We start from the raw sequence: 14,599 nt of genomic DNA, 5'->3' as shown, positions 1-14,599 counted from the left end.
CATTATTCTCCCTGGAGTCTGGGCTTATGAACTTGCAGGACCTCGCCTGCTGTTTTAGGTTTATTTAATATGGACTTCATCTCTTTGAAACTGATGAAACGTTTATTTTCCTCATCCCAAAGACGGAAGTGAAGAGCCTTCAAGCTGGTACCAATCGTAATCGTTGTTGCTTTTTGTAGCGGTGGAGTCGCGTTATGCGCTTTTTCCAAATTATAGTTTGGCACCTTTGGACTTAAATGATGCACATGGTGGAAGCCGATGTTGCCCGTAATCCATTGCAGCACCTTCGGCAGCTTATAATATGAGCTGCCTTCAACCGCGGCCATCACATAACTCCATTCGGATTCATTCTCGAAATAAGAGTCTTCAAACTGATGTTGGACGTAGAACAACCATATGCCGAGAAACCCTGATACAAATGCTACAGGCAGCTGCACCATAAGAAATGCCTGCCAGCCAATAGCCCATATCAGCAAGCCATAAAGGGCTGCGATTGAAATATTCGTCAAATAGGTATTCATCCGCTCTTTGCGTCTAGCACCTTTAACATTAAAACGATACTGAATCATAAAAACAGCAATCGGTCCAAGACCAAACATCACGATGGGATTGCGGTAAATCCGGTAATATAGACGTTTCCAGAAGGAAGCTGCTGCGTATTCATCGACCGTCATAATCCAAATATCGCCGATCCCTCTTTTATCGAGATTACTGGAGCTGGCGTGGTGAATGGAATGACTATGTTTCCACTGCCGATAAGGAACCAGTGTCAGTACACCTGTGATCGTTCCGATAATATCATTCGCTTTACGATTCTTAAAAAACGATCCATGTGTGCAATCATGAAAAATAATAAAAGTTCGAATTACAAATCCTGCTGCAGGAATAGCTAACAGAAGGGTGAGCCAATAGGAAACGGATAAAGAGAAATAAGCTCCGCCCCATAACAGCACAAGTGGTCCTAAAGTATTGATGAGCTGTCTTATACTTGCGTTGCGGTCATTTTTCTCGTAAGGGGCTACACTCTTTTTAAGGCTGGAGAGCTGTGATGTCTGTTTTGTAGTCATCTATATCGTTTCCTCCTTGATGTGTCCGGCTAAGGATCTTTTCATCTACTCTAAGTATAGGCGATGAAGTATCATCCTATAAGTCATAAACATCAAGTAGAGAGTATGACAAATGTCATACTCTCATTCTAATCAATTTCCGTCAGCATTGCAGCCAACATCCATCTTCCTTCACTTCATATTGACCTTTGATCTCACCAATTCCATTAAGGATTAACGAATCTTTATTAAAAGTTGGAGGTTCATCTAATACTAAGTGCAGTTTATTAATATTTCGAAGGTCAGCTTTATAGTAGCTAATCACTGGCTTTTCCAGAAAATACTCCGCATCATTGATTTGGATTCGTAAATTATTCTTATGAATACATTTCTCATCTCCACCAATAATACCCATAGGATTAAAACCCGTAGATTTTATATCTCCTTCAATATACAGGTGGTACCCTTCAAGGCTGATAAAATCAATGAATTCCTTCTCCCTGATTGTTTTGACCGATTGCATAATATCTTCCGTTTCTTTGCTGATGGATATCTCCTCGAAGGGAATGATGACTTGATCCACAAATTGCTTAAAAAACGCATATAAACTTAACTCCGACTTCATAAACTCTTCTTTCCAATCGGTGCGAAGCTCATCCAGCAGCAAACATATAAACAGTCCAGAACCATAGCAGCTTCTTCTAATATTTGCCGATGATTCAAGTTCATCTATTAAATACGAACTGAACTTCTGCAATACCTCCTCATTAGGAAGTGTGGATTTCTCGGCATAGGCATTTAATTCAACATACCAAGCGGGTCCTTCCAGCGTTTCAATAAGATATTCATTTAGCACGTACTCCCCGAGCAGCTGTTCTCTTTGTTGACGTAAGGCAATAAATCTGTACATTGCTTGATTACGCTCTTCAATAGTAGCTGCCATTACACTAAGATATAAATGATGTCTTTCTTGAATCCGCAATTCCATATTTTCGAGGGATAAAGGGTAGGTAATCATCAATAATTCATCTGCATAACGTTCATCTCCCATCAGGAATTGATAACCGTGAAACAATTCGTGTACACAAATTGCGTACAAGTCTTCGAATTCTTCATGTAATTCCAGATTAACGATGGCTGTAGGGTGATCCTCATATAAAATGATTGTATCTCCTGAGAATTCATTACTCCAAGGAAGCAAATGTGGATGATATCCTACCGTTTTAAATTTGGGATGATTGTACAGATACACGTTATCCTTATTATAAAATGCAAAAGAAACAGCCTCGAATCCTTTCCAATATTTCTGCAGCTTGTGGTTCGTTAAACACTTAACAATCATCTCCAAATGAAATTCCATCCCTTACCTCCTTGTTAATGGATCTGCTTAGTATGCTCTTCTCGGTATTCTGTTGGTGTTTGACCACTAGCCTTTTTAAAAACCTGTGTAAAATAACGCGGGTCCTGATAACCGACGAGAGGAGCTATCTGATACACTTTTACGTTGCTGCTCTGCAAAATATACTTCGCCCTCTCCATCCGGCAGTGTGTAACATACTCCAAAAAGGTATAGCCCGTTATTTGTTTATATAAAGTACAGAAATGACTGATACTGAGATCAGCCAGCTCCGCTACTTCCTCAATACTCAAATCTTTATGGTAATTACTCTCAATATAACGTTTCGCTTTCTCGATGGCGCTACGCGTATCCTCGCGATTCACAGGCTTGTTCCCTTGCTCCAATCGCACACCAAACTCTTCTTTCAGAGCAGAGATCACTTCATTTAAAGTGCCAAGATTGTGCATCTTGCTAAGCAATCCATGTAAAGACCAATCTGAATTTATATTCAAATACTCATAATTTCTATACAACACAACGATCATTTCAACAAGAAGACGTTCAGCCATATCCTTAGGAACAGCTTGTGACTCAATAAATAAAGCAAGCTCATCAAATAAAGACCACATCCGGTCTCTATTTAAGGTACGTATACTTTCAATCAGCGCGGTTTCCAGCTCTTTGGGGTATTTCACCTCTTTACTGCTAGGGAACGATATCTCTTCATCAATAAAGACCCCGGCAAGACCCGAATAGAACCGTTGATATAAGGCCTTCGCAGCCAGAGGGTAAACCGTACTTAATTGATCAATGCCTTGTGTGGTGCGGCTGATGCCTACGGAACAAGACTGCTTGGAGTATCTCTTGATCCCCGCTATCAAATGTTCACCAAGTTCTCTCCTGCTGGCGCTTAAAGATCCAGGGAACAGTAGTATCCACTCTCCATTATGAAACGGGAAAACCGTCAGCACTCCATGTTCCAGTGACCATTCTTCCACAATATTGCGGATTGCAAACAGCCATAGCCGTTTTTCTTCTACACTCCATTGATTGCTCAGTGTGGAGTAATCATCTAACTGGACAACAGCCATGAAATATCCGCTCTCCAGTTCACTGTTCTCCAGCCATTTCAGATGCTCAAGCGGCCTTGCATTTCCCAAAGTGATTTCTGCAAACAGACGTTCACGTGCAAGCAGTGACAGCATCTGCACAGAATGAATCAGCTGATCATTTTGCTTCTGTTCATCCAGCTTGGTTCTCGCGCGGTTTAACATTTCAACCAGTTCATCATGATCGATCGGCTTCAATAAATAATCAAAAGCGCCTTGACGTAATGCTTCTCTTGCATATTCGAACTCTCCGTACCCGCTTATAAAAATAAACACCAGCTTCGGATTTTTAGACAATACTTCCTTCATCAACGTAATCCCGTCAATTACGGGCATGCGAATATCACTAATCACGATATGTGGTGAAGTGTCTTCTATTAAGCGAAGAGCTAATTCTCCATTTCGTGCCTCTCCCACAATCTCCATCTGAAGATCATTCCATGGAATGGCTGCTTTTAAGCTACGAAGAATAATCGGCTCATCATCCACGATTATTACTTTATATTTCTCTTGTAACTCATCCATTCCCTGCACCTCCAGGATCATTGTACACTTGAGCTTTGGATCAAATTCCAATATTGAATGGAGGATGCCTGCACTTGCTTTAACGCTTGCTCAGCAGACATTTCTCCGTTAATCATCTGTTCTATAACACTCAGGAACGTTTTTTTCACTTCTGGTGACAATACATTATCATAAGGGACAAAGCTCTTGCGGTTAACTTCCATCATATTCATGACTTGCGCGAATACGGGTCCTGTCTTCTCAGGATCAAAGGCGATGCGCATGGACGGAATTCTCAACCCTTCATATACAATCCGTGTCTGAACCTCCTGGGTGTAAAAAGCTTTCATGAGATCGAGTGCAGCCTCCCGCTTCGCTCCGCTTAGTTCGGAGGAAAGGCCGATGCCAAATGTATAACCGCCGGCTATCGAAGGTTGTTCCCCCTTCTTCAATGTGGGAAACGGAATAACACCTACCTCATTTTGAAAATCCGAAGGAGCTGCTGTTCCTGCAAATAAATTGATATCCCAGTTTCCGTTTAGATACATCGCAGCCTTGCCGCTCGTAAATAGTCCCACCGCATTTTCTGTGGATAACGCATTCGATTTCGTGCTGAAGGCACCTTCTTTGATCCATTGCTCCAAGTGCTGAAAAGCCTTTAAATAGACCTCATTCTGAAAGCTGGCTTGATCTTCACCCGTAATTAGCTTCTCGATTAAGTCGGCGCCGGCATAACGATCCATTAAATAATGTGCAAAAATCCCTGCGGGCCAACGATCCTCGTTGCCAAGTGCAAATGGAATATATCCTGCCGACTTCAGCTTTAGTATGGCAGCATCAAGCTCTTGCAGCGTTTCTGGCGGCTTCAAACCCAGCTTTTCGAATATGGTTTTATTAAAATATAAAGGTTCGGCATTCCCTTCAATAGGCAAGCCATAAATATGGTTGTCAAAGGTCCAGAGATCCAGATCCTTGAATTGATTGGTTAGCGCATTCTCCCGGACGAAATCCGTCAGATCAATCAGACGCTTAGAGCGTACATAGGGCTCAATCTCCGCTCCACCGAACAAAACAAACATATCTGGCGGGGTGCCAGTAACCATCTCGTTCTTCAGCTTTTGATCACGGTGCAACGTCTGGTCTAAACCTTCAAAGTTAACTTTCACATTTGGATGCTCTAACTGGTATTTGCCCACGATATCTTCATAAATAGTCAACAGTGGCCGATCATGCTCTTTAATCCAGAAATGACGGAAAGTTAATGTGATTTTCTCTGGTGAATCATCTTCAATGGGTTCTTGCTTTCCTAAAGTTATAAATAAAACCGCACCCGAAATCAGCACTAGATATAACCACATCCAGCCCCATTTCAATAACCATTTTTTGATAACAATCTCCCCCTTCTTTCCGCACGGTCGATTACGGCAGTATTTTTGGTATTCGGATTCGGATGGTTGAACCAAAGCCGGGGGAAGAACACACTAGTATGCCGTATGGACTGCCGAATCGAATATTCAAGCGTTCATGCACATTTTTAAGCCCCACGCCGCTATCACTGTACTTCTTCTGAGCACTTCCCTCGTTATCCCAAAGACTCATCATCTTGGCAAGGTCAAAGCCGGGGCCGTTATCTTTTACGATAATGATCATATCCGTGCCCATTTCATAGGCCGTAATCTCAATGATCCCTGGGTCCTCCATCTGCTCAATCGCATGATACAGCGCATTCTCTACAATCGGCTGAACGATCAGCTTTTGTGTCATGAACGTCTTAAGACCATCCGAAAGATCTATGATATACGAGAATTTATCTTCAAAACGAAACTTCTGGATATCCAAATAATGACGGACATGCTCGAACTCCATATGCAGCGGAATCAGCTCCTGATTCTGACTGATGCTGATTCGCAGCAGCTTGCCGAGTGAGATGACCATTTTGCTAATATCTTTATTGCCTTGCAACACTGCCATCGAATTAATCGATTCAAGTGAATTATAAATAAAATGAGGGTTAATCTGCGCCATTAGCGCTTGCATTTCTGCTTCCTTCTTACGTCCCTGCTCAGTCTCCACCTGCACAAGCAGCTCATTGATCTGCGTGCTCATCCGATTAAAGCCATCAATCAGCAAATCACTTTCATCATCAGCACGATAGGGTGTAGTGATCGGTGTAAATATCCCCTGCTTCACCCGCTTCATCCCGTTAACCGCACTATTAATACTATGAACGAGCCTCCGTACGAAATAGCGGTCGAACAAAATGGCGGACAACAGCGAAACAGTACTTAAAATAATCGCAATATTTCGGATGGATACAGATTCTGACGAGATTAGATTCATAGGTGTAATGGCTACTAAATACCAGGCTGCATTATGAGAAGGTAGGAAGGTTATAAGTGATTTTTCCCCCTGATAGTTGTCGATGTAATAGTCATGTTCTTTAGCATAATCATTTTGTAAAAAGGGGAAATCTGTGCGTTGTCCAATATGTTCACCGGATTTATTAAAAACAATATTCCCTAGCTTGTTGACCAGCAAAATATCCCCCTTCTTGAGGGTTGCTGCTTCCCAGAAAATCTGATCCAATAAATCAGGTTTTACATTAACAACCAGATATCCGATATCTTCGAGAGAATATGAATCTTTGATTACTCTTGCTTGTACAAGTACCGGATTGCCGGAGATCTCCGAGCCATTTTCTCCCGGTCCTGACCACACGGGCCGCCCTTCGGCGCCTTCCATCGCGTCAAACCAGCTTTGTCTTTTCAAGTCCTCAAAGGACATCGATGCATTGTATTGATAAATTAAACGATCTTTACTATAAAAACTAAATGAAGTAATCATCGGATGATCAATAAGATAACTGCTAAGCTCCTGCTTTCGATCATAAGTGATTACAAAGTTCTTCTGCTTCAGTGATTGCTGAACAACCGGCTGCGTAATTTTTGAATTCGTGATCGAGGTGATTTCACTAAGCGCGAATTTAAGCTTTCGATCCGTTTCAAGCAGTGAAATCCAGTAGAAGTTGCTTGATTTTTTCTCCATTGCATTAGAAAAATTAACGTAAGTGACGATCCCCATCAGAATAACCGGAATAAAGACGAGAAGAATAATAGCGAACAAGATTTTACGGCGGAGTTTCATGATATTCCCCTTCCCCCTGCTGTCTCTGTCCTCTAGTATTCTTCACAAAACCGCCTATTCCCTGTAAAGATCAAAAAGTAAGATCAGCTCTTAATAGCTCCAGAAGTAAGTCCAGCAATCACCCAGCGGCTAAATAACAGGAATACAATCAGCAGTGGCAAGGTTGCCGTAAATGTTGCTGACATGATCATTCCGTAGTCTAGACCATCGCGATTGGAGAACAGCTGCTGGAGCGCAATTTGAATTGTGAAATGCTCTTGATTCTTCAGTACCACTAAAGGCCAGAAGAAGTCATTCCAAACGGTCATAAAATTCAGTATACCTAGTGTTGCCATAGCTGGAGTAATGACCGGGATAGCGATGTTCCAGAAGATCCGGAAATGTCCGCCGCCATCGATCCGACCTGCTTCAATCAATTCCGTATGTACAGCTGTAGTGATATACTGCCGCATCCAGAAGATCCCGAAGGCATTAACCATCGCTGGGACAATAAGTGCCTTGAAAGAGTCAATCCAGTGGAGCTTGGCCATAATTACGTAAGTAGGTAATACACCAAGCTGCTGAGGCACAAATAATGTAGCAATTACAAAGTAGAACAGAAAATTTTTAAACGGAAATTCATATTTGGCAAAGGCATAACCTGCCAGTGTACAGAAAAACACGACCGATATTGTAACCATAGATGAGACAAATAAAGAGTTGCCCAAGGCTTGAAAGAAGTCTGTTTTGTCCAGTACCCGCTGGAAATTCTCAAAAAACTGGTCTCCAACCGTAAGTAAAGGTGGCACATGGAATACTGCGCCTCTGTCATTAGTGCCAACTACAAACATCCAGTAAAAAGGAAAGATGGACACGAGCGCACCAACAATCAGCAATAGATAAAATCCTAACTTGCCGATGATCCCTAGATCATCCGGATCTTTTTTAAATACACGCAGCGTACTCACGCTTTACCCCCTCCCGTATCTCCACCCATGCGATTTGAGACCAGCATATTGAGGACAGAGAAAATAATCGTGACCAGGAACAGCAAGACTGCCGTAGCTGCTGCCGTACCAAAAAATCCGTTACGGAATGCTTCGCTATACAAATAAGTAACCATAGTGATTCCTTCCTGACGTGTAGATCCAGTTCCCGCTTGGCCCAAAAATACATAAGGCTCAGTGAACAGCTGCAAGGCACCTATAGTAGAAAGCAAGGTAACAAATACAATGAATGGCTTCAATAGCGGTAACGTTATAAAGGTTAGCTGTTGTCTTCTGTTCGCACCATCAATACGAGCCGCTTCATATAGATCCGTAGGGATGCTTTGCAATCCTGATAGAAAAATAATGGCATTATACCCCGTCCAGCGCCACATTACCATCGTAGAAATCGCGATTTTAACGCCCCACCAACCAGAGTTGAAGGCCATACTATCTAATCCCAAGCCGTTTAGAATCCAGTTGATCATTCCGTTGTTGCCAAACAGTGTACTGAACACGAGCGTAACCGCAACGATAGACGTAATATTAGGCATAAAAAATAAAACCCGGAACGTCTTCTTAAAGCGAGTCATCGCTGAATTCAGCAAAACAGCAATCAATAGAGCTAGTAATATCTGTGGAACAGTACCCATAAGCCCCATAATTAAAGTGTTGCTAAAAGAAATCCAGAAAGTCGGATCACTTGTGACCAGATCATAGTTTTTCCACCCTACAAATTTCATAGGATTCAGGGCATCCCATTTAAAGAACGAGAGATAGATCGTGAAAAAGATCGGATATAGTCCAAATATCGAGAACAGAATAAAAAAGGGCGAAATAAATGTGTACGCAGTGATGCGGCTCCTTCTTTGTTCAGTTAAAAAGCGGCGCTTGCTCTCGGCATGCGGACTTGAAATAACAGGTTGTGCCATGTCACACCTCCAGGTAATCTAACGTGTAAATCCGAATTCACAGAGAATGTTTCACTCTATGAATCCGGACCTTCTAGAAATTAAATTTCATAAGCTTGAAATCTTAGCTGCGTTCAGCCAATGTTTTCGCTTGTTTTACTGCTTCGTTCCATTCTTTGGTCGGATCTGCTTTTTTCTCCAACACATTTTTCAAGGCGTTTTTGAAGAAAGTATCGGTTTGGTCATGAAGCGGACCGTAGTATACAGGTTTTACCCGGTTTGCTGCTTTACCGAATTCTACAGCGGTTTGTTGTCCACCGAAGAAATCATCTTTGAAATCTACGAATGCAGGATCTTCATACAGTGCAGGAATAGAAGGCATAAGTCCTTTGGTTTTGAAAGATTCCAGTTGGTTTTCCTTGTTATCCATCCATGCGATAAAGTCATAAGCTTCTTTCGAGTGTTTGCCTTCTTTTGGCAGCGTCAGGAACGAACCACCCCAGTTACCAGCACCTTCAGGGAGCTGAGCAATTTTCCATTTCCCAGAGGAGTCTGGAGCATTACTCTTAACATTTCCTGCCATCCAAGCTGGTCCCATAACTACTGCAAATGAACCGTCGTTCATGCCTTGACCCCATTCAGGAGACCAGAGCATAACATTGCTGATCCAGCCTTCTTGAATACCTTTAACCGTGAAATCATAAGCTTTTTTGACTTGCGGATTGGTATCTCCAATAAAGCTGCCATCAGCTTTGCTGAAATAGATTTCATCAGCAGATTGGTCACGCAAAGCATTAAAGGTAAGATCCGTAAGGTCTACAAATGGTTTGCCTGTTTTTTCTTTGAAAGCTTTGGCAACAGCTGCGAACTTATCCCAAGTATCAATAGCAGCGCCGAATCCTTCGGAATCACTTGGCAGCCCAGCTTCTTCAGCCAAATCTGTGCGGTAATATACGACCGTTGGGCCGATATCTGTTGGAAGACCCAGCTGGAAGCTGCCATCTACGGAAGATGCTTGTTTCCATTTCCAATCCAGATAGTTGGCTTGAATATCTTTGGCACCCAGATCATTCAGGTTATAGAACTTGTCCTGAGCGTTGATGAAACGTTCCATGAAACCGATTTCAAGTTGGAAAATATCAGGTGCACCCGATCCTGCCGACAAAGCAGTGGTCAAATTATTATGGTGAGCGGTTTGGTCACCGGTATTTTGCACTTTGATCGTAATGTTTGGATGTTCCTTAGTGTACTCCTTCGCTAAATCCTCGTAGTTCACGTTGCCCAGCGTCCAGAAAGAAAGTTCGATTTTCTCAGCCGGTTCTGTTCCCTCATCTTTAGTAGGTTCACTAGTGCTTGCTGCGTTGTTACCTGTATTTTTGTTCGATGTGTTGTTGTTCTCGGCGTTGTTGCCTCCGCATGCTGCCAGTGAACCTACGAGCATGATAGCGACTAACGATAGCGCCAAGTGTTTTACTTTATTCATTCCCCTGTACCCCTTTCAAAGGTTTCTCTTACAAGAATTAGTGTACAGGGTTTAAATTCTTTTTTTGAGGAGGTAAACTTCCGATTTATGGTGGAAATAATTACGAAACGCGGAAAAGCTCAAACAAATATTTCGTACAGGCCTATACCTGCTAAGGAGGGAGTATAGAATTTTGTCCAATTATGTTCCTCACAGGATACATGTACTTCATCTTAAATTGGATTTCTTGTGCTTCCGCAGGTATACTATTTTTATTTCTTACTTCATTACATGATCAAAGGAGTTATTCCCCATGCCAATTAATCGCCCGCTGCTAACCGACAGCGATTTCCAAGAAGCCGTTGACCGCAAATTACCTGTTCGTGTATTTCAGGACGATCATTTAGTAAATTCAGGAGCTACCGTTGTCCGCTTCACTGATTTTGATGTTGTTATTCAATCTAGAGTTAGTGATCTGACTTACTACTCTCGCAAGAGCTGCGAATTTTTTGAGGTCAGACCCTAAAGAAAGCCGGAATGCAATGATCTCTAAGATCATCGCGTTCCGGCTTTCTTTAACAAACATAGGTTATAGCTTTCATACTTAATTTTTGTTGTAGGTGCTGTACACTTTCATTTTCTCATTCAGAACTTCCTGGAAACTCATTCTCTTCTTGTCTGCTTTCCCTTGCTTGGGATTGACCACGGGTTGAGGTCTAAAAAACTGATGATTGTAAGCCATAAGATTATGTACGATCACATTCATTGGATTTCAACCTCCTTCCGTGATGTTCCTGAATTTTGCATTTCTGCTTAATTACTTACGGCTTATTTACCCAGCTTCGCCAAAATTTAAACAGTTTTATCTCCCCCTAATGTCAAAAAAAACCTCCAAGCCATATAAAACAGCTGGAGGTTGTTCATATTCCTTATTGTTTTAGCGTTGTGACGGGAACCTTGCTTTCCCATTCGTTTCATTACTATGATCAATCCGACCGCGCATCAGTTCAAGCAAATATTCGGGATCTGAGTTCGTATGCAGCATTTGGAGTGCAGTTTTTGGTGCAAAACCTTCAGCCACACTATGTGAAATCAAGGCTTGCAGTGGATTAAAATAACCTCGAACATTCAGCAGCCCTATAGGCTTCTGATGAATACCAATCTGCATCCAGCACAGAATTTCAAACAGCTCATCAAAGGTTCCAAGACCTCCCGGCAAAGCAATAAAAGCATCCGCCATACCGCTCATTACCGCCTTACGTTCATGCATACTGGAGACCTCAATCAAATTCGTCAATCCGGAGTGTCTGATTTCATCTTGAAAAAGATCCACTGGCATAATTCCTACAGCTTCGCCGCCATTCGCAAGTACCCCGTCCGCAACCTGTCCCATAAGGCCATTCCGCGAACCTCCATAGACCAACCTACAGCCTTGTGCCGCTATATGATAACCTAATTCCCTAGCCATTTCCGTATATTCAGAGTTAAGACCTGGATTCGATCCGGCAAACACACATATTGTAAAAGCCATTCCTATCACTCCAGACTGGTTATTATGGTGCAATTGAGATTAATTCACTTATTGTACCTCAGAATATTAATATAAGTGTTAAATGAAAATCATCTTTTTGTCTGTAATGTTAATTGGTACAGCGTACTATTCCAATCCGCAGAAAGACCTAGAGCTTTAGCCAAAGCTGCTGCTGGAACTAGCGAAGTATAGCTTACTTTAATGGATTCTGCTGACGGTAATGAAATTTTCTTTCCAGCTTTCGTCAACGTCAGTTCCCCCTCCAAAGAGAGGGTAAATCCCAGACTTTCTGTTACATCCCTAATCGGTACTTTTACACTACCATCCTTAAAAATAGCGGACTGTACGGAGTCAATTTTTTGACCATCTACAATTACAGTAACAGGCTTTAAAATAGGAGATATAGCAAAAGGACGTGAATCAACAGCACTAATTCCGAGTTGACCAAACATATTCGTTCCCCAAGCCACAGCTGTACCATCCTTCAGGACTGCATACTTACTATTCTCACCCTTGGCAAAAGAAACAGGATCACTTAGTCCTTTTATTAACTTAGGCTGCGTAAAAACCAAACGGTTGTCGGTTGTAGGTTGGGTACTCCAAGTCCACACGGTGCCATCTTTTTTAACAGCTACAAAGTTGCCTAAATCCAGCGTAAGTTTCGAGATCGATTTTACGGCTGTAATCTTTTGCAGACCTTGTAGTGAGGTACCAGCTTTCCATACCCAGTATTCTCCTTTTTTATTGGCAACAAGGTTGAACCCGTTTTTCGTCTGGACAGATACAATATCCGTAAGACCTGGCATCTTGCTCATCGTGACTTCGTTATAATTATTGCTGTCAATTGTTCCCCAGATGCTCCCGCTCTCGGTTAAAGCCAGTATACTGCGATCGCTCATGGAAACAGACTTCACATGGTATAAATCCTTAACTGGGGTCGGTTTCTTCATCACGTTCGTGTTCTCTGTTTGCGGGATAGCACTCCAAATCCACAGGGTACCGTTAGTTCGAATGGCGGCATGATAAATACTGCTTCCGATCCACTTCACTTCGCTTAAACCCTGTACCTTAGTGGCAGCAGGCAGCTCTGTATAGCCCACATCTGAAGCTTCTGGAGGATTCCACTGGAGAAGGCTTCCATCGTTTCTCAAAGCTAATGCACTATGCAATCCTGACGTTATACTAACCACATCTGTCATTCCAGAGATCCCTTGAGGAAGCAGAACCTTGTGTTGTTTAGCACTTGCCCCATTGCCAGCTTCTGCAACACTCTTATCCCGATAATCTCCCCAAGCCTTAACCGTGCCGTCTTCGTTCAGCGCTACATAGTACGCTTCGCCGATCGCCAGCTGTTTCGTATGTTCAAGCCCAGCTATTTTATGGGGAGTAATCGTCCAACCCTCAGGCCCGGCGGCACCATTAGCAAATTGACCAAAAACATTACTCCCCCATGACCAAACAGTTCCATCAGTTCTCACTGCGAAGGAGCTTCCACCCCAGAAACCTGGCGAAGCAACAATCTCCTTAATCCCACTCAACTTCGCAGGTGATGGAGCTGCACTTATAACTTGAGGGACAGACAATGCAGTCACCAGAGTTGAACAAACCAACAAACTAAGCAGCCTTAGCTTCCTTGCAAATAAGTGCATCTTGATTTTCCCTTCTTATGATATTATTGTAATTATTATTTCTATTACACTAAGACGCTATAAAGCTGACAAAAGTTGTACTTTATCTTAAATCCCGGGATTCAGATTGGTTTGAATTATGATATAATTACGCTGCCTTAGATCTGCTCTTATTCAACCGCAATACCGGAACCAAATGATCATGGAGGGAAATCATGCTTAAATTTATAGGTATTATGATGCTTTTCAGATTAGTGGGCAACCCTTTTCTGGCTTTATTCATCCTGCTTGTTATCTTGTATTTCTTAGATCGGCGATACGTGGGGATCTTCCCTAGTATTACAAAGCCCTTCAAACGAGTGCGGCAAATCTCCAAGCTGCGCACAACGGTATCTTTGAATCCAAATGATGTTTCTGCTAAATTTGATTTAGCCCGGAATCTGTCAGAACGTAAAAAGTATAAGGAAGCCAAAGATATTCTGCTACAGATCGAAGACCGTTACGAACAGTCTGCCGAATATTGGGTAGAGCTGGGTCATGTGAATCTTAAGCTGGGCGCTTTTGAAGAAGGCGAAGATCAGATGCTTCGTGGTCTAGAAATCAACCGAAAGGCCCAATATGGTCAGCCATATCTTCGGTTAGCGGAAACCTTTCGCCATACAGATCACGATAAAGCGTTGCATTACGTTACTCAATTTCAAGAGATTCAGTCTTCCTCTAGTGAAGCCTATTATTTAGCCGGCTCCATGTACAAAGCATTGGGCAGAACCGAGGATGCTAAACGTGCTTTCGACGAATCCACCGCCATCTACCGTTCGCTACCCAAATATAAAAAACGGCAAGAACGCGGCTGGGCGTTACGTAGCTTTTTTGCCAAGATGAAATAACCTTTGCACTTATATTTCAACCAAAAAACCTCTAGCCGCCTATTTATTTAGGCGAACACTAGAGGTTTTTTGC

Annotated in this window: 13 protein-coding genes; 2 read left to right on the top strand and 11 right to left on the bottom strand. The window is 42.4% G+C overall.

Annotated features, from left to right (window positions below; genetic code table 11):
- Positions 1-2: 2 nt before the first annotated feature.
- The 8 genes from NYE72_RS12685 to NYE72_RS12650 form a co-directional block, all read right to left on the bottom strand.
- The gene (locus NYE72_RS12685; RefSeq protein WP_036686288.1) at positions 3-1,067 is read right to left on the bottom strand and encodes a fatty acid desaturase; all 1,065 of its coding nucleotides are present in this window, start codon (positions 1,065-1,067) and stop codon (positions 3-5) included.
- A gap of 142 nt (positions 1,068-1,209) precedes the next feature.
- On the bottom strand, positions 1,210-2,406 hold the full coding sequence (locus tag NYE72_RS12680) for a hypothetical protein (RefSeq protein ID WP_036686286.1): 1,197 nt from the start codon (positions 2,404-2,406) through the stop codon (positions 1,210-1,212).
- Between the two features lie 14 nt (positions 2,407-2,420).
- Positions 2,421-4,019 carry a response regulator gene (locus tag NYE72_RS12675; protein WP_036686284.1) on the bottom strand — a complete coding sequence of 533 codons (1,599 nt, stop codon included), beginning with the start codon at positions 4,017-4,019 and terminating at the stop codon, positions 2,421-2,423.
- A gap of 17 nt (positions 4,020-4,036) precedes the next feature.
- Positions 4,037-5,356, bottom strand: coding sequence for an extracellular solute-binding protein (locus tag NYE72_RS12670; protein ID WP_339211824.1), 1,320 nt, complete (start codon positions 5,354-5,356; stop codon positions 4,037-4,039).
- 61 nt (positions 5,357-5,417) lie between these two features.
- A complete protein-coding gene (locus NYE72_RS12665) occupies positions 5,418-7,142 on the bottom strand; it encodes a sensor histidine kinase (RefSeq protein WP_036686283.1) in 1,725 nt (574 codons plus the stop codon).
- An 83-nt stretch (positions 7,143-7,225) separates the two neighbouring features.
- Positions 7,226-8,089 carry a carbohydrate ABC transporter permease gene (locus NYE72_RS12660; protein WP_038570403.1) on the bottom strand — a complete coding sequence of 288 codons (864 nt, stop codon included), beginning with the start codon at positions 8,087-8,089 and terminating at the stop codon, positions 7,226-7,228.
- The gene (locus NYE72_RS12655; protein ID WP_036686279.1) at positions 8,086-9,039 is read right to left on the bottom strand and encodes a sugar ABC transporter permease; all 954 of its coding nucleotides are present in this window, start codon (positions 9,037-9,039) and stop codon (positions 8,086-8,088) included. The genes NYE72_RS12660 and NYE72_RS12655 overlap by 4 nt, the downstream gene beginning before the upstream one ends.
- Positions 9,040-9,142: 103 nt before the next feature.
- Entirely contained in the window at positions 9,143-10,501 is a 1,359-nt protein-coding gene (locus tag NYE72_RS12650; protein WP_036686277.1) for an extracellular solute-binding protein, read from the bottom strand.
- Positions 10,502-10,793: 292 nt separating this feature from the next.
- Between NYE72_RS12650 and NYE72_RS12645 the strand changes: the two genes are divergently transcribed.
- Positions 10,794-11,006, top strand: a complete 213-nt coding sequence (locus NYE72_RS12645; RefSeq protein ID WP_036686275.1) for a hypothetical protein — start codon at positions 10,794-10,796, stop codon at positions 11,004-11,006.
- A 78-nt stretch (positions 11,007-11,084) separates the two neighbouring features.
- Here NYE72_RS12645 and NYE72_RS12640 read toward each other — a convergent pair whose 3' ends face one another.
- From NYE72_RS12640 to NYE72_RS12630, 3 genes are all read right to left on the bottom strand, one after another.
- Positions 11,085-11,246, bottom strand: a complete 162-nt coding sequence (locus tag NYE72_RS12640) for a hypothetical protein (protein WP_169744764.1) — start codon at positions 11,244-11,246, stop codon at positions 11,085-11,087.
- A gap of 171 nt (positions 11,247-11,417) precedes the next feature.
- Positions 11,418-12,011 carry a TIGR00730 family Rossman fold protein gene (locus tag NYE72_RS12635; RefSeq protein ID WP_052096989.1) on the bottom strand — a complete coding sequence of 198 codons (594 nt, stop codon included), beginning with the start codon at positions 12,009-12,011 and terminating at the stop codon, positions 11,418-11,420.
- An 89-nt stretch (positions 12,012-12,100) separates the two neighbouring features.
- Complete coding sequence (locus tag NYE72_RS12630; protein ID WP_339211823.1) at positions 12,101-13,660, bottom strand: hypothetical protein; 1,560 nt, start codon at positions 13,658-13,660, stop codon at positions 12,101-12,103.
- A 194-nt stretch (positions 13,661-13,854) separates the two neighbouring features.
- Between NYE72_RS12630 and NYE72_RS12625 the strand changes: the two genes are divergently transcribed.
- Positions 13,855-14,526 (top strand): tetratricopeptide repeat protein, encoded by a 672-nt coding sequence (locus NYE72_RS12625; RefSeq protein WP_038570388.1) that lies wholly within the window; start codon positions 13,855-13,857, stop codon positions 14,524-14,526.
- Positions 14,527-14,599: the final 73 nt, after the last annotated feature.

The organism is Paenibacillus sp. FSL L8-0333 (assembly GCF_037965665.1).
Classification (GTDB): Bacteria; Bacillota; Bacilli; order Paenibacillales; family Paenibacillaceae; genus Paenibacillus_AQ; species Paenibacillus_AQ odorifer.
Note: the sequence above shows the minus strand (reverse complement) of the source record. Positions and strands in the feature narration are given on the sequence as shown.

Excerpts from the sequence above, each read along its gene's own strand:
- NYE72_RS12685 (WP_036686288.1), bottom strand. The coding sequence starts at position 1,067 with ATGACTACAAAACAGACATCACAGCTCTCCAGCCTTAAAAAGAGTGTA.
- NYE72_RS12680 (WP_036686286.1), bottom strand. The coding sequence starts at position 2,406 with ATGGAATTTCATTTGGAGATGATTGTTAAGTGTTTAACGAACCACAAG.
- NYE72_RS12675 (WP_036686284.1), bottom strand. The coding sequence starts at position 4,019 with ATGGATGAGTTACAAGAGAAATATAAAGTAATAATCGTGGATGATGAG.
- NYE72_RS12670 (WP_339211824.1), bottom strand. The coding sequence starts at position 5,356 with ATGTGGTTATATCTAGTGCTGATTTCGGGTGCGGTTTTATTTATAACT.
- NYE72_RS12665 (WP_036686283.1), bottom strand. The coding sequence starts at position 7,142 with ATGAAACTCCGCCGTAAAATCTTGTTCGCTATTATTCTTCTCGTCTTT.
- NYE72_RS12655 (WP_036686279.1), bottom strand. The coding sequence starts at position 9,039 with ATGGCACAACCTGTTATTTCAAGTCCGCATGCCGAGAGCAAGCGCCGC.
- NYE72_RS12650 (WP_036686277.1), bottom strand. The coding sequence starts at position 10,501 with ATGAATAAAGTAAAACACTTGGCGCTATCGTTAGTCGCTATCATGCTC.
- NYE72_RS12645 (WP_036686275.1), top strand. The coding sequence starts at position 10,794 with ATGCCAATTAATCGCCCGCTGCTAACCGACAGCGATTTCCAAGAAGCC.
- NYE72_RS12640 (WP_169744764.1), bottom strand. The coding sequence starts at position 11,246 with ATGAATGTGATCGTACATAATCTTATGGCTTACAATCATCAGTTTTTT.
- NYE72_RS12635 (WP_052096989.1), bottom strand. The coding sequence starts at position 12,011 with ATGGCTTTTACAATATGTGTGTTTGCCGGATCGAATCCAGGTCTTAAC.
- NYE72_RS12630 (WP_339211823.1), bottom strand. The coding sequence starts at position 13,660 with ATGCACTTATTTGCAAGGAAGCTAAGGCTGCTTAGTTTGTTGGTTTGT.
- NYE72_RS12625 (WP_038570388.1), top strand. The coding sequence starts at position 13,855 with ATGCTTAAATTTATAGGTATTATGATGCTTTTCAGATTAGTGGGCAAC.